This is a genomic window from Streptomyces sp. NBC_01244 (genome assembly GCF_035987325.1).
Classification (GTDB): domain Bacteria; phylum Actinomycetota; class Actinomycetes; order Streptomycetales; family Streptomycetaceae; genus Streptomyces.
The window spans coordinates 2,997,758-3,019,963 of sequence record NZ_CP108488.1; the positions used below are offsets into that span (position 1 = coordinate 2,997,758).

Sequence of the window (22,206 nt, forward strand, 5' to 3'; positions counted from 1 at the left end):
GGTCACCACACCTCTCCCTGCTTGCGCAGCGAGCGCCGGTAGACCAGCGCGAAGATCATGAGCAGCAGGAGGATCAGTACGCCCCAGGTCGCCGAGCCGGCGAAGTCGCGCGGGCTCGACACGAACGCCTCGCGGAAGGCCTGGGTCACCAGGATCTCGGTGGAGTCGCCCGGGCCGCCCCGGGTGAGCAGGAAGATCACCGGGAACATGTTGAAGGTCCAGATGGTGGAGAGCAGGATCACGGTCATGCTGACCGTGCGCAGTCCGGGCAGGGTGATGTGGCGGAACCGCTGCCAGGGCCGGGCCCCGTCCATCTCGGCGGCCTCGTAGAGCTCGCCGGGGATCGACTGCATTCCGCCGAGCAGGGCGACCATCATGAAGGGGACGCCGAGCCAGACGTTGACGGAGATGACGGCGATCTTGGCCCAGGTCGGGTCGTCGAGCCACGGGACGGCGGAGATGCCGCCGCCTTCGAGGATCTTGTTGAGGATGCCGTTGTCGCGGTTGAAGAGGAACCGCCAGGCGAAGACGGAGACGAATCCGGGCACCGCCCAGGGCAGGATGAGCGCCATCCGGTAGGCGGCGCGGCCCTTGAACTCGCGGTTGAGCACGGTGGCCAGGCCGAGGCCGAGCGCGAAGGTGATCGAGACGCAGGCGACGGTCCACAGGACCGTCCACACCAGCCGCTGCAGGAACACCGGGTCGGCCAGGACGGCGGCGTAGTTGTCGAGCCCGATGAACTCGTACGACGCCTCGATGTGGTTGGCGCCGATGGTGCGGCCGACGTTGCGTTCGGTGGCGTCGGTCAGCGACAGGTAGATGCCGCGGACCAGGGGCCAGCCGATGATCACGCCGAGCACGAGCACCACGGGGGTGATCATGGCCCAGGCGTACCAGTGGGTGGCCAGGGCCCGCTTCAGCCCGGGACGGTTCCTGTTGTCAGTCCTGCGGCTCCGGCCGCGGGCGGCGGGACCGGCGTCAGGACCGGTCTCGCCGCCCGCGGCCTTCGCCACCGACTGGCTGGTGTGAGCAGCCATGGTTTCCGTTACTTCCAGCCCTTGAGGATCTTGCGGAATTCGACGCCGGCCGCCTTGGCCGCGTCCTCCGGGCTCGACGCCCCGGTGATCGCCTTGGTGTATTCGACCTGGAGCGGCGCGAAGAGGGATCCGTTCTCCGGGATCCAGGCGCGCTCGACGGCCTTGTCCACGGCCGGCTTGAAGAACTGGACCATCTCGCTGGACTTGACGTCGGGCTGCTCGTAGGCGGCGGTCCGGGTCGGGAGCAGGCTCAGTTCCTTGGCGGACTGGACCTGCACCTCCTGCGAGGTCATGTAGTCGACGAAGGCGTTGGCCGCGGCGATGTTCTTGGAGCCCGCGTAGACGGCGAGGTCGTGGCCGCCCTGCGGGGCGCCCGCCTTGACGGAGCCGGCCGGGACCGCGGCGATGCCGAGGTTGGCCTTGTCCTTGAACTGGTCGCCCGCGTAGCTGTCGGCCACGGCCCAGGGGCCGTTGATCATCATCGCGGCCTCGCCCGTCTTGAAGGCGGTCTGCATGTTGACCCAGCCGTCGGTGGCGTTGGTGATCGCCGCACCCGAGGTGACCAGGTCGCGGGCGGCCTTGAAGGCCTTGACGCCCGCCGCGTTGTCGACGGTGACCGTCTTGGTCTTCGCGTCGACGAGGTCGCCGCCCTCTCCGTAGATGAGGGGGAGGAACCAGTAGGAGTCGTCGCCGCGCAGGTAGAGGCCGGCCTTGCCGGTCTTGGCCTTGATGGCCGCGGCGGCGGTCTTCACCTCTTCCAGCGTCTTGGGGGGCTCGACGCCGGCGTCGGCGAGCATCTTCTTGTTGTAGAAGAGGCCCATGGTGTCGATGACCTGCGGGACGGCGTAGGTCTTGCCCTCGTACTTGCCGCTGGCCGCGGCCTGGGGCAGGAAGTCGGTGTCGACCTTCTTGGCCGTGTCGGCCGGGACCTCGGCGAGGTAGCCGAGGGAGGCGAAGTCGGCGACCCAGCCCACGTCGGCACGGATCACGTCAGGGGCCTCGGAGCCGCTGCTGAAGGCGTTCTTGACCTTGTTCTGCGCGTCGCCGTACGGGACGTTGACGTACTTGACGGTCACCTTGGGGTGCTTGGCGGTGAACGCCTCGGCGATCTTCTGGAAGGACGCCTTCTCGGCGTCGTTCGAGGTGTCCCACCACGTGACCGTGCCGGAGAGCTCCCCGTCGGCCTTGGCGCCGCTGCTGCCGCCGTCCTTGGTGTCACCGCCGCAAGCCGTCGCCGCGAGCGCCAGAGCCGCGACCAGCGCGGTGGCCGCTATGCCACGCCGCATATGAACTCCTTCGATGATCCCGGCCGCGCCTCGCGGTCCCGAGTTGCCGAGAACGTAACAAGCCTGAAAGCCGACCGAAAGACCTTGCGGGAACTTTCTGCAAGAAGGGTTGATCGTTACATCCACGTGTCCGGACGGTTGCCGCAGCTTGCTGTTAGTTCGAACCCTCTTCGACTGTCCGGGCCCGCAACCAGGGGGTGCGTACGCGCGTTGACCCGATATGACCCACGAGTTGACCGCCTCCCGGCTTGCAAGCGCTTCCAGCAACGCCACCGCGAGCGGCGGCTGGTGGCGTGATGCCGTCATCTACCAGGTGTACGTACGCTCCTTCGCGGACAGCGACGGCGACGGGATCGGGGACCTGCGCGGGGTCCGCGAGCACCTGCCCCACCTGGCCCGGCTCGGGGTCGACGCGGTGTGGCTGACCCCCTTCTACGTATCCCCGCAGGCGGACGGCGGCTACGACGTCGCCGACTACCGGGCCGTCGACCCGCTCTTCGGGGACCTCTCCGACGCCGACGACCTCATCCGCGCCGCACACGCGCTGGGGCTGCGCGTCATCGTGGACGTGGTCCCGAACCACACCTCCGAGCAGCACGTCTGGTTCCGGGCGGCGCTGGCCGGCGAGCCGGGGGCCCGCGACCGCTACCACTTCCACCCGGGCCGGGGGCCCGCCGGGGAGCTCCCGCCCAACGACTGGGAGTCGGTCTTCGGCGGCCCCGCCTGGAGCCGGACCCCCGACGGCGCCTGGTACCTGCACCTCTTCGCCCCCGAGCAGCCCGACCTGAACTGGGACAACCCGGAGGTCGCGGAGGAGTTCTCCGCCGTCCTGCGCTTCTGGCTCGACCTCGGCGTCGACGGGTTCCGGGTGGACGTGGCGCACGGCATGGTCAAGGCCCCGGGCCTGCCGGACATCGGCCGCGGCGCGCAGGCCACCCTCATCGGCACCGAGCCGCTCCCCTTCTTCGACCAGGACGGGGTCCACGAGATCCACCGCTCCTGGCGGCGGCTGCTCGATTCCTACGAGGTCCCGCGCATCGGTGTCGCGGAGGCCTGGGCCCCCACCTCCGAGCGGCTCGCGCTGTACGTCCGGCCCGACGAGCTCCACCAGGCCTTCAACTTCCGCTTCCTGAACTGCCCGTGGGACACCACCGCGCTGCGGACCGTCATCGACGAGTCCCTGGCCGCCACCGCCTCGGTGGGCGCGCCGACCACCTGGGTGCTGTCCAACCACGACGTCGTACGCCACCGCACCCGCTACGGCAGCCTGGCCCGGGCCCGGGCGGCCGCGCTGCTGATGCTGGCCCTGCCCGGATCGGCGTACGTCTACCAGGGCGAGGAGCTCGGCCTCCCCGAGGTGACCGACCTCCCGGACGCCGTCCGCCGGGACCCGGCCTTCACCCGGAGCGCCGGGCAGGACGGGCTGCGCGACGGCTGCCGGGTGCCGATCCCGTGGTCCGGCGAGGAGCCCCCCTACGACTTCGGGCCGGCCGGGAGCTGGCTCCCGCAGCCGGCCGGCTGGGGCGGGCTCAGCGTCGCAGCGCAGACCGGCGACCCCCACTCCACCCTGGAGCTCTACCGCGCCGCCCTGGAACTGCGCCGCGCGATGCCGGGCCTCGGGGCGCCCGCGGAGCCCGGGATGCAGTGGCTGCCCGCGCCCGAGGGGGTGCTGCTCTTCACCCGCCCCGGCTTCGCGTGCACGCTCAACACCCGACCGGTCGCGCTCGAAATGCCCTCGCCCGGGCGCCCCGTCCTGTCCAGCGCCCCGGTGGAGACGGACGGCCGCACCGTCCGGCTTCCCCCGGATTCGTGCACGTGGTGGTCATGGTGAACGTCCGACCGGTACAGTCCAATCCCGTGACCGCACGGCTAGCCGACATCGCAGCCCAGGCGGGGGTCAGCGAAGCCACAGTCAGCCGCGTGCTCAACGGCAAGCCCGGTGTGGCCGCAGGCACCCGTGAATCCGTGCTGGCCGCACTCGACGTGCTCGGCTACGAACGCCCCGTACGGCTGCGCCAGCGCAGCGCGGGGCTCGTCGGCCTGATAACCCCCGAGCTCGACAACCCCATCTTCCCGGCGCTCGCCCAGGTCATCGGCCAGGCGCTGACCCGGCAGGGCTACACCCCGGTGCTGGCCACGCAGACGCCCGGCGGGTCCACCGAGGACGAGCTCGTGGAGATGCTCGTCGAACGCGGGGTCTCCGGGATCATCTTCGTCTCCGGACTGCACGCGGACACCACGGCCGACATGGGCCGCTACGACCAACTCCGCGGTCAGGGCGTCCCGTACGTCCTCATCAACGGCTTCTCCGACAAGGTGCAGGCCCCCTTCGTCTCCCCCGACGACCGGGCCGCGATGCAGCTCGCGGTGACGCACCTGACCGCGCTCGGGCACACCCGGATCGGGCTGGCCGTCGGACCCAAGCGGTTCGTGCCGGTGCTCCGCAAGATCGAGGGCTTCCGTCTCGGCATGAAGGAGCGGCTCGGACTCGGCGAGGACGAGGTCGAGGAGCTGATCCAGCACTCCCTCTACACGCTGGAGGGCGGCCAGGCCGCCGCGGCCGCGCTGATCTCGCGCGGCTGCACGGCGGTGGTGTGCGCGAGCGACATGATGGCGCTCGGCGCGATCCGGGCGGCCCGGCAGCGGGGGCTCAAGGTGCCGCAGGACGTGTCGGTGGTCGGCTTCGACGACTCCCCGCTCATAGCGTTCACGGATCCGCCGCTGACCACCATCCGCCAGCCCGTGCAGGCCATGGGCCAGGCCGCGGTACGGACCCTGCTGGAGGAGATCGGCGGTACGCCGGCCCCGCACAGCGAGTTCGTGTTCCTCCCCGAGCTGGTCGTCCGCGGTTCCACCGCCTCGGGCCCCCAGCAGGGCCGAGGGCCCGCGCGCCCCTGAGGGACGCCCCTGCCGTTCCCCCTAGGGACGTAAGGCCTCCGCTCGTCCCAGAGGCGGAGGGGCTGCGGCCAAGACCGTCCCAAGGGATGATCGAAGGCGAGTCCGCATCTGGCAGACTCTTTTCCTATGGGTGAAGCGAGCGTGAAGACACTGGATACCCGGACGGACGTCTCGTCACCCCCCGTGACCGAGAGCAAGGACCGCCCGGAGTCGTCCGAGCGCGCACTGCTCTCCAGGCTGCGCGTCCCCCGGCGACCCCGGATCTGGTTCGAGGTCCTGCTGATCGCGGTCAGCTACTGGACGTACTCGCTGATCCGCAACGCCGTGCCCGAGCAGAAGGCGGCCGCGCTGGCGAACGCCGACTGGATCTGGAAGGCGGAGCAGGCGCTCGGCATCGCCGTGGAGGAGAAGGTCAACCACGCCGTCAATTCGGTGACCTGGCTCGTGGTGAGCATGAACTACTACTACGCCACGCTCCACTTCGTCATGACCATCGGCGTGCTGGTCTGGATCTACCGCTTTCATCCCGGGCGTTACGCGGCCACGCGGCTCGTCCTCTTCGCCACCACGGGCGTGGCCCTGGTCGGCTACTACTTCTACCCGCTCGCGCCGCCCCGGCTGATGAACGGGCAGGGTTTGAGCGGGCGGGGCTTCGTCGACACCGTGCTGGTCCACCACACCTGGGGCTCCATGGCCTCGGGCAACCTCAAGCACATGTCGAACCAGTACGCGGCCATGCCGTCCATGCACATAGGGTGGTCGCTCTGGTGCGGGCTGACGATCTTCGCGGTCGCCTCCGCCCCCTGGGCCCGGATCCTGGGCCTGCTCTACCCGACGGCGACACTGATCGTGATCGTGGCGACCGCCAACCACTTCTGGCTCGACGCCGTCGGCGGCATGCTCTGCCTGGCCTTCGGCTACGCCGTCTCCCGCGCCTGGTACGGGTCCCTCCCGCACCGGCTGCCGCGCCGGCCCGAGGAAACCGGCCGCCATCCGGTGACGGCGGCCGTGCTGAACCACCCGGCGATGGGCCGCTTCCGGCGCTGAGCGCCGGCCCCTCCCGCCCCCGGCCCCGTTCACCCCTCCCTGTGGGTGATCCGGCCTCCCGACATGGTGAGCCGGACCGGCGCCCCGGCCAGCTCGTCCGCCGGAGCCCGAACCGGGTCCAGGCCGAAGGCGGTCAGATCCGCCCGGAAGCCGGCCTCGATCCGGCCCGCCACCGCTTCCTCCCCCGCCGCCAGCGCGGCGTGCGAGGTCATGCCCTCCAGGGCCATCAGCCCGCTCAGGGCCGCCCCGGTCCAGGCCCCCGTACCGGCCGAGGCCGCGCCGCGGGGGTCGCGGGCGGTGGCCAGGACCTGGCGGGCGTCGTAGTGGGCGATGGGCCAGTCCGAGCCCAGGGCGAGCACCGCGCCCGCCTCGCGCAGGTCCCGGCAGCGCCAGGCGCGGCCGGCCCGCTCCTCCCCCAGCCGCTTGGACCACTCGTCGCTGTGGTCGGCCCGGGTGTACGCGGTGTGCGGCGGCTGCATCGAGGCGATCACCCCGAGCTCCGCGAACCGCTTCAGCTGGCCGTCCGGGACGGTCTCGATGTGCTCGATCCGGTGCCGCATCCGGCCCCGCGGGCCCAGGGACTCCACGGTGTCCAGGACGTGGCGGACCGCCGCGTCGCCGATGGCGTGGGTCGCGGTGCGCACCCCGGCCGCGTCGAGGACCCGTACCGCCTCGGCGTACGCGAGCGGGTCGGGCCAGAAGGCGTCGGTGCCCCGGCCGTGGCAGTCGGCGTGCTCCAGCCAGGCGGTGCCGCCCTCGACGGTGCCGTCCATGAAGAACTTCACCCCGCCGACCTTCCAGTGGCGGCCCGTGAGCCGCTGGAGCCCGATCAGTTCCTCCAGGTCCTCGCCGGTGGCGCCCGGCATGCACCAGGGCGAGAGGTTCAGGCGCAGCGGCAGGTCCCCCTCGTACTCGGCGGTCGCGAGCAGGGCGGGGACGTCCCCGTCGCCGAGGTCCATGACGTGTGCGCCGGTCAGGCCGGTGGCGGCCATGTCGCCGAGCAGCCGGGTGAGGCGTTCGCGGCGCTCGGTGTACGTGGGCTTCGGCGCGAGCGAGCCGACCAGGGCCATGGCGGCGTGTTCGACGAGGTGGCCGGTGGGCCGCCCGTCGGGGTCGCAGACGATCTCGGAGCGCTGGGCGAAGGCGCGGGCGCCGGTGATCCCTGCGGCGGCCAGGGCCGCGCCGGAGGCGAGGGCGGAGTGGCCGTCGTAGAGGCGCAGGAAGGCGGGGGCTCCGGCAAGGGCCTCCTCGATCAGGGCCTTGTCTACGGGGCGCCCGCCGAAGGCGTTGTGGTCGAGGCCGAAGCCGGTGACCCAGCCGCCGGGGCCCCGCTCCGCGGTGCGCAGGGCGGCGCGGAGCTGGTCGAGGTCGGCGACGGCGGAGAGGTCGGTGCCTTCTGCCATCTCGATGCCCCAGACGGGGTGGCTGTGGGCGTCGGTGAGGCCGGGGGTGAGGGTGGCGCCGCCGAGATCGACGGTCTCGGTGCCGGGGCCGCGCCAGTCGCGGACGTCGGCCTCGTCTCCGACGGCGACGATCTCGCCGCCGAGGACGGCTACCGCGCGGGCCTCGGGGCGGGCGGGGTCGAGGGTGCGGACGCGGGCTCCGGTGAGGACGGTGTCGGCAGCGGGCACGGCTCTGCTCCTTGGGGGGCTTCGGTTGCGGTCTCTTCGGCGAATCGGGCGTAGACCTCGGGCCGTCGGGTCTTCAGGCGCTGGGCGAGTGCGAGCCCGGTGAGGAAGACGGCGGGGACGAGGGCCACGAGGAGGGTGTTGACGGTGGTGGAGGCCATGGTGAAGAGGGCCACCTTGGAGACGACCAGGCAGATCGCGACGGCCAGCAGCACGGCGGCGGTGACGGGCGCGATCAGGGTCCGCCAGGGCCCCTCCTCGTGCCGGACGCGGCGGAAGTAGACGGGTACGGCGATGGCGGCGAGCAGCATCAGGGCCATGAGCCCGATCATGCCCGGAGTGTTCACCCAGAGCAGGAGCTGCTGGTACGGGTCGGCCCCGGCGAGGGCGAACGCGAGGACGATGACGGCGCCGAGCGCGGTCTGGGCGAGGCCGGCGACGTACGGGGAACCGTGGCGCGGGTGGATCCGGCCGAGGGCGGCGGGCAGGACGCCCTCCTCGGCGAGGGCGAGCGCGTACCGGTTGATGGCGTTGTGGAAGGCGAGGAGGGAGGCGATGACGCTGGTGACGATGAAGACGTGCATCAGGTCGGCCGCCCAGGGGCCCACGTAGGTGGTGATGGCGGTGAAGAAGAGGCCGGCGGGGTCCTCGGCCGCCGCGGCGAGGACTTCCTCGGAGCCGAAGGCCTGGATGACGGTCCACACGATGAAGGCGTAGAACAGGCCGAGGAAGGCGACGGCGATGTAGGTGGCGCGCGGGATGGTCCGGTCGGGGTCGCGGGCCTCGCGGCGGTAGATGACGGTGGACTCGAAGCCGGTGAACGCGGCGAAGGCGAAGGCCAGGACGGCGGCGGTGCCGGGGACGAGCACCGCGCCGGGGGCGAACGAGCCGGCGGAGAGTCCGTGGGCGCCGCCCTCGAGGAGGACTCCGCCCGCGAGCAGGACGAGGATGCCGGTTTCGGCGACGAGCAGGACGCCGAGCAGCTTGGCGCCGAAGTCGATGGAGCGGAAACCGCCGTACCAGATGAGGACGAGGCCGGCGAGGGAGACGGGCAGCCAGGGGATGTCGAGGCCGGCGAGGGCCCGCCCGGTGTCGGCGGTGGTGGTGCCGAGGAGCCCGTAGACGCCGATCTCCATGCCGTTGTAGCCGATGAGGGCGAGCAGGGCGGCGCCGATGCCGACGCGCTTGCCGAGGCCGCGGGCGATGTAGGCGTAGAAGGCGCCGCCACTGCGGACGTGGCGGCTCATGGTGGTGAAGCCGACGGCGAAGATCGCGAGGGTGAGGCCGGCGAGGAGGTAGCCGGCGGGGGCGCCGATGCCGCCGAGGAGGATCGCCACGGGGGCGACGCCGGCCATGACGGTGAGCGGGGCGGCGGCGGAGACGACGAAGAAGGAGATGTCGGCGGTACCGAGCGCGCCGCGGCGCAGGTCGGTACCGGTGCTTGTTCCGGATCTTGGCGGCTCGGCTGTTTCGGGCATGCGGGAGCACCCTTCTGCGAACGGCAGGCTGCGGGGAGGCGAAAACCTAAAGGCTTTCGGTTTGCGGCAATGTAGCCTCCGGTTTTGACGTACGGGAAGACCTGACGGCGGGAGAAATACGATGGCGCGGCCGCGCACCCCACTGCTCGACCGGGAGCGGATCGGCACTGCCGCCCTGCAACTGCTCGCCGAACAGGGTGAGTTCAGCGTCCCTCAGATCGCCCGGGCGCTCGGGGTGCAGACCGGGTCGCTGTATCACCATGTGGACGGCCGGGCCGGGGTGATCGAGCTGATCCGCGAACGGGTGTGCGCCGCGATCGACGGGGGCACCCTGTCCGCCCCGGAGCCCTGGGACCGGGCGCTGGAGACCTGGGCCCGCTCGTACCGGGCCGCCTTCGCCGCCTATCCGCGGGCCATCCCGCTGCTGATGACCACCCCGGTACGGGCACCCGCGGTGCTCGCGCAGTACGAACAGGCCGTGGCCCTCCTGCTCCGGGCCGGCTTCGCCGCGGAGCAGGTGATGCCGCTGCTCACGGGCCTGGAGAACCTCGTCCTGGGCTCGGCCCTGGACCTCGCGGCCCCGGACGCCATGTGGGAACCGACCCCGAACACCCCGCTGCTCGCACAGGCCCTGGCCGCACAGGGCCCGGGGCGCGCCGAGGCCGCCTTCGAGGTGGGCCTGACGGCGTTCCTGGCGTACGCACGGGACCGGCGCGGCGGGGCCGGGGCGGTCGTGGAGGCGGACACGACGTGAGCGAGTACCCCCGGCCCAGGTGAGTACGCGTACTCACGCGCCGGGCTCGGCATGATCGGAGACTGTCCGCATGACCCGAACCCATGGCTCCACCAGCACGTTCGCCCGCTCCTCGCACCGGCCGCTGCTCTCCGTCGCCCTGACGGCCCTCGCCGTGCTGGCACTCGGCGCGTGCGGCACGGCGAAGGCGACCGGCGGCGGAGAGCCCGCCGCGCCGGCCACGCCGGCCACGCCGGCAGCGGCCGCGAAGCCCATGGGAAGCCTGTCCTCTCCGGTCCTCGCGGAGATACAGCAGCACATCGCGCAGTCGTGCCCCCTGTCGAGCGCCCCGCCCGTGGGTGCGCCGAGCACTCCCCCGCCGGCACCGCCCGGTGAGGAGCCGGTGGACACGGGCGTCGTGCCGATCGCGCCCACGGCGGGCCCGGAAGTGGAGCTGAACGGCCGCGACTGGTGCGCGGGCGTCAGCCACGAGCAGCACGTCTACGTGGCCGTCGAGAAGATCGTGGAGCCCACCCCGGCCAAGGTCAGGGCGGCCCTGAACGCCGTCGGCTACCCGGACGAGCGCATCCACGGCCTCAAGCAGTCCGGTGCGACCACGCACTTCCACCTCGACCTCCGCGAGAACGGCGGACGGCTCTGCGTGGAGGGTTCGGTGGGTGGTGGCGTGGAGCCCGTCCTGGACAAGTGCGTGGCCCCCTCGACCGGCCCGTTCACGGCCGGGGGGACCCAGTACTGACGCGGCACTGACCCCCGGAGCGGCCGCGGACACGCGCCGCGCGCCCGGCGGCGGGACAATGGTGGCGACGACGAAAGGACGCGTCTGCCGTCGCCGAGAGGCGGGACCTCGTGGTGGAGTACATAGCCGTGACCGCTCTGAGCCATGTCGGGCTGGTCCGCGAGCACAACGAGGACAGCCTGGTCATCGGGCCGTGGACGCTGTGCGGGACCACGACCCGCAGCCCGCAGACACTGCTGTTCCCCCTCGGCAAACCGCTCGTCGTCGCGGTCGCCGACGGGCTCGGCGGGCAGCCTGCGGGCGAGGTCGCCAGCGAGCTGGTCGTCCGGGAACTCGCACTGCTGGGCCCCACGCTGGACGGCGCCGGGGCCATCGAGGACGCGCTGAACCTCTGCAATCGCGCGGTGCACTCCGCGGCCGAAGGCCGTCCGGAGCTGACCTCGATGGGGACCACGGTCGCGGGGACCCTGGTCATGCCGGATTCGCTGCTGTCGTTCAACGTCGGCGACAGCAAGGTGTTCCACGTGACCGCGGACGGACTGCGCCAGGTCAGCGTGGACGACAGCCCCCCGCCGCTGCCGGGTCACCGCACGACGTCGGCCGTCACCCAGACCCTCGGCGGGAGCCGCGCCGAGCACGTCCTGACCCCGCACGTGGCGACCTTCCCGCTGTCCACGGGCGACCGCTACCTGGTGTGCACCGACGGACTGACCGACCCGGTGCCCGACGAGGCCATCGACGAGGTGCTGCGCGTGCACGACGACGGCAAGGCGGCGTTCGAGCTGTGGCGGGCCGCCATCGAGGCCGGGGGCCCGGACAACATCACGCTCGCGCTGGTGCGCATCGGCGCGTGAGGTCCCGCCGGCTTCTTGGGCCAGGCCCTGGTTCAGGGCGCCAGGCCCTGGTTCACGGCGCCAGGCCCTGGTTCAGTGCCGCGGCCTCGCGCTTCGACTCGTCGTAGGCCTCGCGCGCCCGCTGCACCTCTTCCATGCGCACACCGGTCCAGTGCGCGAGGGCGCGGACCCGCTCGGCGGCCTCGCGGCCCAGCGGGGTGAGCGAGTAGTCGACACGGGGCGGAATGACGGGCTTGGCGTCGCGGTGCACGAAGCCGTCGCGCTCCAGCGTCTGGAGGGTCTGGGTCAGCATCTTCTCGCTGACCTTGGCGAGCGTTCCGATCTGCCGGCGCAGTTCGCTGAACCGGTACGAGCGGTCGAGCAGCGCGTCCAGTACGAGGACGCCCCAGCGGCTGGTGACGTGCTCCAGGACGAGCCGGTGCGGGCACATGCCCTCGGCGAGGGTCCACTTCTCACTTACTGCCATGCCAGTACCTTACTTCAAAGTGGGTACTGCCGTTTCGATAGTGCCCACCGTACGGTGAGTACACAGCCCGGAAACGGGGAGCAAGGCCCAGACCAGGAGTGAACCCGCCATGAGCATCGTCGTCACCGGAGCCACCGGAGCCCTCGGCCGTCTCGTCATCGACGAACTGCTCGCCCGGGGCGTCCCCGCCGCCGAGATCGCCGCCGTCGTCCGCGACAAGGAGAAGGCCGCCCCGCTGTCCGCCCTGGGCGTCGAGCTGCGCATCGCCGACTACAGCGCGCCCGGGACCCTCGCCGGGGCCTTCCGGTCCGGCGACCGGGTCCTGATGATCTCCGGCAGCGAGGTCGGGCAGCGGGTGGCCCAGCACTCCGCCGTGATCGACGCGGCGAAGGCGGCCGGGGTGGCGCAGTTCGCGTACACCGGCGTCCTGGGCGGGCCCGACGCGGACTTCGACCTGGCCGCCGAGCACCGGGCGACCGAGGAGCTGATCCTCACCTCGGGCCTGCCGTACACCTTCCTGCGCAACGGCTGGTACACCGAGAACTACACGGGCAACCTGGCGCCGGTGCTCGCGCACGGTGCGGTCCTCTCCAACGCGGGCGAGGGCCGGGTGGCCTCGGCGGCGCGGGCCGACTACGCGGCGGCGGCCGCGGCCGTGCTGACCGGGGAGGGCCACCTCGGCCGGGCGTACGAGCTGAGCGGCGACGTGGCCTGGTCCTTCGCGGAGTACGCGGCGGCGGTGGCGCAGACCACCGGCCGGGAGATCGCGTACCACGCCGTGACCCCCGAGGCCCACCACGCGGTCCTCACCGGCGCGGGAGTCCCGGCGCCGTTCGCCGCGATCCTGGTCGACGTGGACCTCGCCATCGAGCGCGGCCGGCTGGCCGGCACCTCCGGCGACCTGTCCCGTCTGATCGGCCGCCCCACGACGCCGCTGGCGCAGACGGTCGCGGAGGCCGTGACCTCGGCACGCAGCGCCGGCTGAAATCCGCGAGACGCAACGACTCGCCTCGCAGTACCCTGGCCCCATGGGTTCGTACTCGTACTACTTCTTCCGCTGATCGGCGGCGCGGACGCGGCGTGAGGGCATTGCCCCTCCGCCGCGTGCCCGCGCTGCCCGCACCCAGAAGGAGAACGTGGCGGAAGACCGAGTACCCCGAGGGGATCCCCCATGCGCGCACGCGCCCATCAGCAGTCCCAGCCCAAGCAATCCCAGCCCAAGCAGTCCCAGCTCACCCTGTCCGCAGTCACCAAGACCTACGGCGACCGGGTCGTGCTCGACCAGGTGTCGCTGACCGTCCGGCCCGGCGAGAAGGCCGCCGTCATCGGCGAGAACGGCTCCGGCAAGTCCACCCTGCTCCGGCTGCTCGCCGGGGTCGAGGAACCGGACGGCGGCGAGGTCACCGCCGTCTTCCCCGGCGGCACCGGACACCTCGCCCAGACCCTCGGCCTCGCGCCCGGGCGGACCGTCCAGGACGCCGTCGACCTCGCCCTCGCCGGCCTTCGGGAGCTGGCCGACCGGATCCGTGCCGCCGAAACCGCGCTCGGCTCCGGCGGCGAACCGGATCCCGCCGCCCTCGACGCGTACGGCGAACTCCTGAGCGCCTACGAGGAACGCGGCGGCTATCAGGCCGAAGCCCGCACCGACGCCGCGCTGCACGGCCTCGGCCTCGCCCACCTCACCCGCGACCGCACCCTCGGCTCGCTCTCCGGCGGCGAGTGCTCCCGGCTCGCGCTGGCCTGCGTCCTGGCCGCCGCGCCCGAACTCCTGCTCCTGGACGAGCCGACCAACCACCTCGACCGGCGGGCCGTCGACTGGCTCGCGGAGCGGCTGCGCGCCCACCGGGGCACGCTCGTCGTCGTCACCCACGACCGGGACTTCCTGGAACGGATCACCAGCACGGTCCTGGAGGTCGACCGGGACCTGCGCACGGTCGTGCGGTACGGGGACGGCTGGGCGGGCTACCTCGCGGCGAAGGCCGCCGCGCGCGGCCGGTGGGCCCAGCGGCACGCGGAGTGGCGGGAGGACCTGGTGCGCACCGAGGCCCTGGTCGCGGCGGCGGGCCAGCGGCTCGACCGCACCGCCAAGGACCCCGGGCAGGGCTTCGGCAAGCACCGCCGCTCCTCCGAGGCGAAGCTGTCCGGGCAGGTCAGGGCGGCGCGCAAGCACCTCGAACGGCTGCGCGCCGAGCCGGTGGCGCCGCCGCCGGTGCCGCTGCGCTTCGGCGCCGGGATCGCCGCTCCCGAAGCCGCTCCCGAAGCCGCCCCCGAAGGGCCGCTCCTCGACGGGCCCCTCCTCGAGCTCTCCGGGGTCCGGGTCGGCGACCGGCTCCGCCTCCCCGCCCTCATCGTGCGGCCGGGGCAGCGACTGCTGGTCTCGGGGCCGAACGGGGCCGGGAAGACCACCCTGCTACGGGTCCTGGCCGGCGACCTGACCCCTGACACGGGCACGGTCCGCCGCGCGGAGCACGTACGACTCGGCTATCTGGCGCAGGAGTTGCCCCACTCCCCCGTCCGGCTCCCGCTGCTCTCCGCGTTCGCGGCGGGGCTTCCCGGGCTGCCCGAGGAGCACGCGGAGGAACTGCTGACGCTCGGGCTGTTCCGTGAGGAGGATCTGCCGGTACCGGTCGCGGCGCTGTCCGCCGGGCAGCGGCGGCGCCTCGAACTGGCCCGCCTGGTGACCCGGCCCGCCGACGTCCTCGTGCTGGACGAGCCGACCAACCACGTGTCCCTCGCGCTGGTCGAGGAGGTGGAGCAGGCGCTCGCCGGCTACCCGGGAGCGGTGGTCGCGGTCTCCCACGACCCCCGTTTCCGGGCGGCGTTCGCCGGTGACCGGCTGGAACTGCGGGACGGGGCGCCCCGGCCGGTCGGTTGACCGGGGCGCCCCGTCGCGTACGAGCCCTAGGAGATCTTCGTGTAGTCCCAGATCGGCTGGGTGCCGATGGCGGTCCGGTTGCCGAAGCCTCCGGCGCCGTTGCCCGCGTTCAGCCACGGCCGGCCCGCGGTGTCGCGGGACAGGAGGTCGGCCTTGCCGTCGCCGTTCAGGTCGCCGGCGCCGACGACGTCCTTGTAGGTGCCGCCCCAGTCCTTGAAGACCAGGACGCGGTCCTTGAAGACGCCGGTGCCGGTGCCGTTTCCGGTGCCGTTGTAGCGCCACAGCTCGCCGGAGGCGTCGAGGCCGAGCAGGTCGGCCTTGCCGTCACCGGTGAGGTCACCCACACCGATGATCTTCTTGTACCCGTTCCAGCCCGTGCCGACCTTGACCCGCGCCGCGAAGCCGCCCGCGCCGTTGTCGGCGTAGAGGTAGAGGCTGCCGGTGGCCGCGTCGCGGGCCAGCAGGTCGGTGCGGCCGTCACCGGTGAGGTCACCGGGAGCGGAGAAGGAGTTGTGGGCCTTCCAGTCCGAGGCGATCTTCTTGTACGCCGATCCGGGCGACGGGAGTCCGCCGCACGCCGGGGTGTACATGCGGGCCTCGCCACCGGGCAGGCGGACGAACACGTCGTTGCAGCGGTCCCCGTTCAGGTCCCCGAAGGGCAGCACCTCGGCGGCCGGGTCCCAGCCGGGCACCGTGAACGGGGCCGCGGTGAGGCCGGTGCCCGAGTAGACCTTGAGGTTGCCCGCGGTCGAGAGCCCCAGGACATCGGCCTTGCCGTCGCCCGTGATGTCGCGCCGTACGGGAAGCTCGCGCGGGGTGGTGGTCGTGAGGTAGCCGACCGTGTGGTGGACGCCGTCGGCGTCCTGCTCGTTCTGACCGAACGCCACGAGCGGCCGACCCTGACCGTCGACGGTCATCTCGAAGTTCCAGTTGTGCGCCTCGCTGAGCAGCGTGGGAGCCGACCAGGTGCCGCCCGCGAACGTGGATGCATAGGCGCGGTCGCGCAGGTCGCTGACCCGGGTCCAGACGACGGCCACAGTGCCGTTGGCGGCGAGCACACTGTGCACAGTGTGGTGAACGGCGCGGGGGGACGGGAAACGCTGCTCCGCCGCCCAGGTGCCCTTGGCCTCCGAGCGCACGCTGTACCAGGGCACGCGGTTCGAACCCACCAGGACGACGTCGCCGTTCGGCAGAATCATCGGTGCGTTGACACGGTGGGCGGTCCCGGTGCCAACCAGCTCGGCGGGGCTCCAGGACGTGGTGCCGGCCGCCAGCCGCGCGTAGGACAGTGCGACGTCCGGAGACAGTGCGGTCTCCGCCCGGCCGTTCCACACCATGTGGAACCCGCCCTTGGGGTGTGCGAAGACCTGCAGGTCGTGGGGCGAGCCTGCCAGGCCGAGACCCTGCGGCGCGCTCCACTGCGATGCGCCGGCGGCCTTCTCCATGGTCCGGTACTGGCGTGCTTCCCCCCGCACGAGCACGCCGCCCCAGGACACCAGCGCCGTACCGTCGTTGGCGACCGCGAGGGACACCTCCCCGGCGTCACGGGGCTGGGCGGCGGTGGCCAGGACGGCCGGAGCCGACCAGACTCCCTGGGCCGTCCGCTCGGAGGCGTAGACCTTGCCGGACGCGTACCAGGCGGCGACGGCGTGTCCCGAGGCGCTGCCCGCGACGCGGGCTTCGTAGGACCCGATGAAGTGCTGCGCTGCCGAGAACTCGGTGGCGCCCGGTGCGAGCATCGCGGTCCAGGCCTTCGTGTCCGTGGTCAGGTTCCCGTCCCGCCACATCAGTTGGACGGAGCCGTCGGGCAGTGCGGTGAGGTGTACGGCGCTGGTGTCCAACAGCTTGAAGCCCGTCGGGAGCCAGCCCGTCGCCCCCGCGGGACGCCGCAGCACCGTACCGCCCGACACCGCCACCACGGTGCCGTTCTTGGCCGTCACCATGCGGCTGATCGGCTGGTCCAGCCGGGTCGGCTTGGTCCACGGACCGAGCTGCACCGGGGCGGTGGAGACCGCGGCCGTGGCGGCGGCATCCTGGGCGGGGTCCGGTACGGCCGCGGCCGCCGTCGGCGCCGCGAGGGCGGTCGGCGCCGCGAGGGCGGTCGGCGCGGCCAGCGCGAGCGCGAGGACGGGAGTGAGCGCGACGCCGAGCGCCGTGCGGGCATGCAGAGTCATGTGGAAAGGCCCCCCCGGGCATGAGGTGCATGAGGTGCATGCACATACGCGCGCAGCGTATATCAGGCCATGATCACGGATCAGGGGGCCGTTCCGGCCGGGTGGCAGGGCCTGGAAGGCGGTGGCCGGCGGCCCTCTCCCCCTTGAACACGGTGTGGCCCGAAGTGGCTCTTCCGGGACCTGACGGGGAACCCGGGGCCGGACCAAGGAGATTCGTTTGCCCCTCCGGGCAACCAAATCCGGGCGGGTGGTGGTCAAGGGGGCGAGGAGGTGCCGATGCAGGCCGAGGAAGAAGCGCAGTTCCAGTCGTTCGTCGCCGCGCGCTGGAGCCATCTGGTGCGCACCGCATACCTGTTGACGGGCGATCCGCACGATGCGGAGGACGTGACCCAGGCCGCGCTCGCGAAGGCGTACCGGTCGTGGCGGCGCGTGGCGCGCATGGACAGCCCGGAGGCGTACGTCCGCCGGATGCTGGTCACCTGCAACAGCGACCGGTTCCGCAAGCGCCGGGTCGCCGAGCGCCTGACGGCCAGCGTGCCGGACACGTCGGTGGGCGACCAGGCCGCGGCGTGGGCCGACCAGCGCGGGGCGCTGATGGAGGCGCTGGCCCAACTGCCCGCCCGTCAGCGGGCAGTGGTGGTGATGCGGTACTGGGAGGACCTCTCCGAGGCCGAGACCGCCGATGTCCTGGGGTGCTCCCAGGGCACCGTCAAGAGCCAGGCCTCCAAGGCACTGGCGAAACTGCGCGCCTGGCCCGGACTGGGCCGGATCGCTGCGATGAACGAGGGGGCGGTCCTGTGAACGGGCAGGGCGACGGGCGGGGCCACGGACGGGGCCACGGGCAGGGCGACGGGCAGGGCCACGGGCAGGGCGATGCCCGACGGGACGAGGCCGACGAGTTCGAGCTGGATCTGAGGGACTGGATGGCCCGGGGCGCCGAGGCCGTGCGGCCCGCCGCCGTGCCGTACCCGGAGATCGTCCGCCAGGGCCGCGCGGAGCGGCGCAACCGCAGGCTGGCGGCGGCGGGAGCCGCCCTGGTCGCGCTGGCCGTCGTACCGGTCACCACCCTGGTCCTCACCGGCAACGGCCCCCGCACCGGTGGCGGTCCGGCGGTCGCGGCCGCGGCGGGCGGCGGACCGACGCCGACCGCGGCGCCGCCTTCGCCCCGGCTGCCCCCGGGACCGGCCGCGCCCGCGACCCCCGGACAGCTCGCCGACGGGATCACCCTCCAGGCCGCGGCCGCCGGGCTCGAACTGTGCCTCGCGTACGACCGGCGGCACTCCGCTCCGTCGGGCTTCGGCCGGGAGGACCTGGGCAAGGCCTCCGACTACCGGATCCTGCTCGCGCACCGCAGCACCGGCAACAACAACTCCCCCGGGGACGGCCGGTACATCGTCGCCGTCAAGGAGGCCCCGAGGCAGACCCGGCTCATCTGCCTCGTCAAGGACGGCCAGGCCTCCGGTCTCAACACCTCGCTCGGCGGGGGTTCGGACCCCGAGGGCGGACCCGTCCGCCCCGACATCAACGGGGGCAAGCTCTACCTGCAGAAGCTGAGCTCCGAGGGCCCCTGGAAGCTGCCCTACCGCTGGGGCAGCATCGGCACCGTCGACCCCGGCGTCGCCCGGGTCACCGTGAGCTACGGCGGAACGCCCGTCGAAGCCGCCCTGGACCACGGCTGGTTCGCCGCCACCGGCATCCTCGACCGGTCCGTCACCAAGGCCCCGCGGGTCAAGGGCTACGACGCCCAGGGCAAGCAGGTCTACGACTCCGACCAGGACAGGTCGTACGACAAGCCCATCCCGTAGCCCGGGAGTCCCGGAGTCCCGAGTTCCGCGCTACGGGACCCCGCCGCCGCACAGGGGTCGGCGGCGGGGTCCCGTAGCGCGGCTACGCCCCGTAGAACAGCTCGTCCACCACGCCCCGCGCGCGGCGGGTGATGCGGCGGTAGTCCTCCAGCATGTCGCCGACCGTTCCCTCCGCGTAGCCGAGGTAGCGGCCGACGGCCGCCAGTTCGCGGGCCTCCGAGGGGAAGGTGTCGCCCGCGCGGCCGCGGACCAGCATCACGGCGTTGCGGACCCGGGTGGCCAGTACCCAGGCCTCGTCCAGGATCTGCGCCTCCTCGGTCGGGATCAGGCCGGCCGCGTGCGCGGCGGCCAGGGCCTCGCGGGTCCGGGTCGTGCGCAGGCCCGGTTCCGCCCAGGCGTGCCGCATCTGGATCAGCTGGACGGTCCACTCGACGTCGCTGAGGCCGCCGCGGCCGAGCTTGGTGTGCAGCGTCGGGTCGGCGCCCCTGGGCAGGCGCTCGGATTCCATCCGGGCCTTCAGGCGCCGGATCTCGCGGACGGCGTCCTCGCCGAGGCCTTCCATCGGGTAGCGCAGCGGGTCGATCAGGTCGATGAAGCGCTGACCGAGCTCGAGGTCGCCGGCCACCGGTTCGGCGCGCAGCAGGGCCTGGGACTCCCAGGTCAGGGACCAGCGGCGGTAGTAGGCGGCGTAGGAGGGCAGGGTGCGGACCAGGGGTCCGGAGCGGCCTTCGGGGCGCAGGTCGGCGTCGATGAGCAGCGGCGGGTCGGTGGTGGGGAGTTGGAGGAGCCTGCGCATTTCGGAGACGACGTGCTGGGCGGCCTTGGCGGCTTCCTGTTCGTCGACGCCCTCGCGCGGCTCGTGGACGAACAGGACATCGGCGTCGGAGCCGTAGCCGAGCTCGTGCCCGCCGAAGCGGCCGACGCCGATGACGGCGAAGCGGGTGGGCAGGGTGTCGCCCCAGTGGCCCTGGACGGCGGCGCGCAGGGCTCCGGCGACGGTGGCGGCGGTGAGTTCGGAGACGGCGCGGCCGACCCGGTCGACCAGGGCTCCGTGGTCCTCCTCGGCCGGGCTGTCCTCCGTACCGTAGGAGCCGATGATGTCGGCGGCGGTGGTGCGGAACAGCTCGCGGCGGCGGACACCGCGGGCTGCGGCCACCCCGGCTTCCGGGTTCTCGGCGCGGCCGACGGCGGCCAGCACCTCCTGCTCCAGTGCCTCGTGGGTACGGGGAACCAGGCCTTCGGGGTCGCCCAGCAGGGCCACCGCCTCGGGGGCGCGCATGAGGAGGTCGGGGGCGAGGCGTCCGGCGGAGAGCACCCGGGCGAGGTTCTCCGCGGCGGCGCCCTCGTCGCGCAGGAGGCGCAGGTACCAGGGGGTGCGTCCGAGGGCGTCGGAGACCTTGCGGAAGTTGAGCAGACCCGCGTCCGGGTCGGCGGAGTCGGCGAACCAGCCGAGGAGCACGGGCAGCAGGGTGCGCTGGATGGCGGCGGCGCGGGTGACGCCGGAGGCGAGGGCTTCGAGATGGCGCAGGGCCGCGGCCGGGTCCGCGTACCCGAGGGCTTCGAGGCGCTGGCCGGCGGCGCGCGGGGAGAGCCGGGTCTCGCCCGGGGCGAGCTGGGCCACGGCGTCGAGGAGCGGCCGGTAGAAGATCTTCTCGTGCAGGCGGCGGACCACGGAGGCGTGCCGGCGCCAAGCCTTGTTGAGTTCGGCGACCGGTTCGGTGCGCAGGCCGAGCGAGCGGCCCAGGCGCCGCAGGTCGGCCTCGTCCTCGGGGACGAGGTGGGTGCGGCGCAGCCGGTAGAGCTGGATGCGGTGTTCCATGGCCCGCAGGAAGCGGTACGCGTCGTGCAGTTGGGCGGCGTCGGCGCGCCCGACGTAGCCGCCGGCGGCGAGGGCGGTCAGCGCGTCGAGGGTGGTGCCGGAGTGCAGGGTGGCGTCGGAGCGTCCGTGCACGAGCTGGAGGAGCTGGACGGCGAACTCGACGTCGCGCAGGCCCCCGGGGCCGAGCTTCAGTTCGCGCTCGACCTGGGCGGCGGGGATGTTGTCGACGACCCGGCGGCGCATCTTCTGGACGTCGGGGACGAAGTTCTCGCGCTCGGCGGCCTGCCAGACGAGGGGAGTTATGGCGGCGATGTACTCGGCGCCGAGCGCCTCGTCGCCGGCGACGGCGCGGGCCTTGAGGAGGGCCTGGAACTCCCAGGTCTTGGCCCAGCGCTGGTAATAGGCGAGGTGGGAGGCGAGGGTGCGGACGAGCGGACCGTTTCTGCCCTCGGGGCGGAGGTTGGCGTCGACGGGCCAGATGGTGCCTTCGACGGTGGTCTCGGAGCAGATCCGCATGAGGTGGGAGGCGAGCCGGGCGGCGGCCTGGACGGCCTTGCCCTCGTCCGCGCCGGGGGCCGCGTCGCCGACGAAGATGACGTCGACGTCGGAGACGTAGTTCAGCTCGTTGCCGCCGCACTTGCCCATGGCGATGACGGCGAGCCGGCAGGCGGCCGCGTCCTCGGGGGCGGCGGCGGTCGCGATGCGCAGGGCCGCCCGGAGGGTGGCGGTGGCCAGGTCGGCGAGTTCGGCGGCGGTCTGGGCTACGTCTATGGTCCCGCACACGTCGCGGGCGGCGATGGAGAGCAGGCAGCGGCGGTAGGCGACGCGCAGGGTGACGGGGTCGTCGGCGCCGGCCAGTCCGTTCTCGAACTCGGGCAGTCCGGGGTGCAGATCGGCGGCCTCGTAGGTGACGAGGGCCTGCCAGTCCCGGGGGTGGCGGGCGAGGTGGTCGCCGAGGGCCTCGGAGGCGCCGAGCACGCCGAGGAGGCGGTCGCGCAGGGGTTTGGCGCTGACGAGGGTGTCGAGGAGGCCGGGCAGCTCCTCGGGGGTCTGCGCCTCGGCGAGCCTGACCAGGCCGAGGAGGGCGAGGTCGGGATCGGCGGTGGCTCCGAGGGCGTCGAGGAGCACCGGATCGGCGCGTACGGCGGCCAGCGCGTCGGTGTCGAGCAGCCGGGCGGCGGCCGAGGGGTCGGTGAACCCGCTGCGCAGCAGCCGGCTGAAGGTACTGCTCCTGCGTCCCGGGACTGTCATCCCGCCGCCTCCCGCGTACGTCGGCCTGCCTCTGCCCTGGCCGGGCGGTTGCGGGGGTGTCGCCTTCGGCGGGTGTCGCCGGTGGCAGCGTCCGCGCT

At 72.9% G+C, this 22,206-nt stretch carries 17 protein-coding genes; 10 read left to right on the forward strand and 7 right to left on the reverse strand.

Annotated features, from left to right (window positions below; all coding sequences use genetic code 11):
* Positions 1-2: 2 nt before the first annotated feature.
* Complete coding sequence (locus OG247_RS13250) at positions 3-1,037, reverse strand: carbohydrate ABC transporter permease (protein ID WP_327252432.1); 1,035 nt, start codon at positions 1,035-1,037, stop codon at positions 3-5.
* Between the two features lie 8 nt (positions 1,038-1,045).
* Positions 1,046-2,323, reverse strand: coding sequence for an extracellular solute-binding protein (locus tag OG247_RS13255; RefSeq protein ID WP_327252433.1), 1,278 nt, complete (start codon positions 2,321-2,323; stop codon positions 1,046-1,048).
* Between the two features lie 220 nt (positions 2,324-2,543).
* Between OG247_RS13255 and OG247_RS13260 the strand changes: the two genes are divergently transcribed.
* From OG247_RS13260 to OG247_RS13270, 3 genes are all read left to right on the forward strand, one after another.
* Positions 2,544-4,154, forward strand: a complete 1,611-nt coding sequence (locus OG247_RS13260) for a glycoside hydrolase family 13 protein (RefSeq protein ID WP_327252434.1) — start codon at positions 2,544-2,546, stop codon at positions 4,152-4,154.
* Between the two features lie 26 nt (positions 4,155-4,180).
* Positions 4,181-5,221 carry a LacI family DNA-binding transcriptional regulator gene (locus OG247_RS13265; protein ID WP_327252435.1) on the forward strand — a complete coding sequence of 347 codons (1,041 nt, stop codon included), beginning with the start codon at positions 4,181-4,183 and terminating at the stop codon, positions 5,219-5,221.
* A gap of 126 nt (positions 5,222-5,347) precedes the next feature.
* Positions 5,348-6,268, forward strand: coding sequence for a phosphatase PAP2 family protein (locus tag OG247_RS13270; RefSeq protein ID WP_327252436.1), 921 nt, complete (start codon positions 5,348-5,350; stop codon positions 6,266-6,268).
* Positions 6,269-6,297: 29 nt separating this feature from the next.
* On the opposite strand, the gene OG247_RS13275 is transcribed toward OG247_RS13270, so the two are convergent.
* A complete protein-coding gene (locus OG247_RS13275; protein WP_327252437.1) occupies positions 6,298-7,899 on the reverse strand; it encodes an amidohydrolase in 1,602 nt (533 codons plus the stop codon).
* Positions 7,821-9,374 carry an APC family permease gene (locus OG247_RS13280; RefSeq protein ID WP_327252438.1) on the reverse strand — a complete coding sequence of 518 codons (1,554 nt, stop codon included), beginning with the start codon at positions 9,372-9,374 and terminating at the stop codon, positions 7,821-7,823. Before OG247_RS13280 ends, OG247_RS13275 begins: the two co-directional genes overlap by 79 nt.
* 121 nt (positions 9,375-9,495) lie before the next feature.
* Here OG247_RS13280 and OG247_RS13285 point away from each other — a divergent pair, with 121 nt between their 5' ends.
* The 3 genes from OG247_RS13285 (at position 9,496) to OG247_RS13295 (ending at position 11,718) form a co-directional block, all read left to right on the forward strand.
* The gene (locus OG247_RS13285) at positions 9,496-10,128 is read left to right on the forward strand and encodes a TetR/AcrR family transcriptional regulator C-terminal domain-containing protein (protein ID WP_327252439.1); all 633 of its coding nucleotides are present in this window, start codon (positions 9,496-9,498) and stop codon (positions 10,126-10,128) included.
* Positions 10,129-10,198: 70 nt separating this feature from the next.
* Entirely contained in the window at positions 10,199-10,864 is a 666-nt protein-coding gene (locus OG247_RS13290) for a hypothetical protein (RefSeq protein WP_327252440.1), read from the forward strand.
* A gap of 113 nt (positions 10,865-10,977) precedes the next feature.
* Positions 10,978-11,718 carry a PP2C family protein-serine/threonine phosphatase gene (locus OG247_RS13295; RefSeq protein WP_327257455.1) on the forward strand — a complete coding sequence of 247 codons (741 nt, stop codon included), beginning with the start codon at positions 10,978-10,980 and terminating at the stop codon, positions 11,716-11,718.
* 52 nt (positions 11,719-11,770) lie between these two features.
* Here OG247_RS13295 and OG247_RS13300 read toward each other — a convergent pair whose 3' ends face one another.
* A complete protein-coding gene (locus OG247_RS13300; protein ID WP_327252441.1) occupies positions 11,771-12,184 on the reverse strand; it encodes a winged helix-turn-helix transcriptional regulator in 414 nt (137 codons plus the stop codon).
* Positions 12,185-12,293: 109 nt separating this feature from the next.
* Here OG247_RS13300 and OG247_RS13305 point away from each other — a divergent pair, with 109 nt between their 5' ends.
* Complete coding sequence (locus tag OG247_RS13305; RefSeq protein WP_327252442.1) at positions 12,294-13,169, forward strand: SDR family oxidoreductase; 876 nt, start codon at positions 12,294-12,296, stop codon at positions 13,167-13,169.
* Positions 13,170-13,355: 186 nt separating this feature from the next.
* On the forward strand, positions 13,356-15,059 hold the full coding sequence (gene abc-f, locus OG247_RS13310) for a ribosomal protection-like ABC-F family protein (RefSeq protein ID WP_327252443.1): 1,704 nt from the start codon (positions 13,356-13,358) through the stop codon (positions 15,057-15,059).
* A gap of 26 nt (positions 15,060-15,085) precedes the next feature.
* Here abc-f and OG247_RS13315 read toward each other — a convergent pair whose 3' ends face one another.
* Entirely contained in the window at positions 15,086-17,233 is a 2,148-nt protein-coding gene (locus tag OG247_RS13315) for an FG-GAP repeat domain-containing protein (RefSeq protein ID WP_327252444.1), read from the reverse strand.
* Positions 17,234-17,509: 276 nt separating this feature from the next.
* Here OG247_RS13315 and OG247_RS13320 point away from each other — a divergent pair, with 276 nt between their 5' ends.
* A complete protein-coding gene (locus tag OG247_RS13320; protein ID WP_327252445.1) occupies positions 17,510-18,034 on the forward strand; it encodes a SigE family RNA polymerase sigma factor in 525 nt (174 codons plus the stop codon).
* On the forward strand, positions 18,031-19,038 hold the full coding sequence (locus tag OG247_RS13325) for a hypothetical protein (RefSeq protein WP_327252446.1): 1,008 nt from the start codon (positions 18,031-18,033) through the stop codon (positions 19,036-19,038). The genes OG247_RS13320 and OG247_RS13325 overlap by 4 nt, the downstream gene beginning before the upstream one ends.
* Positions 19,039-19,120: 82 nt before the next feature.
* On the opposite strand, the gene OG247_RS13330 is transcribed toward OG247_RS13325, so the two are convergent.
* Positions 19,121-22,108: a bifunctional [glutamine synthetase] adenylyltransferase/[glutamine synthetase]-adenylyl-L-tyrosine phosphorylase gene (locus OG247_RS13330; RefSeq protein ID WP_327252447.1), complete on the reverse strand. Its 2,988-nt coding sequence runs from the start codon at positions 22,106-22,108 to the stop codon at positions 19,121-19,123.
* Positions 22,109-22,206 lie beyond the last annotated feature (98 nt).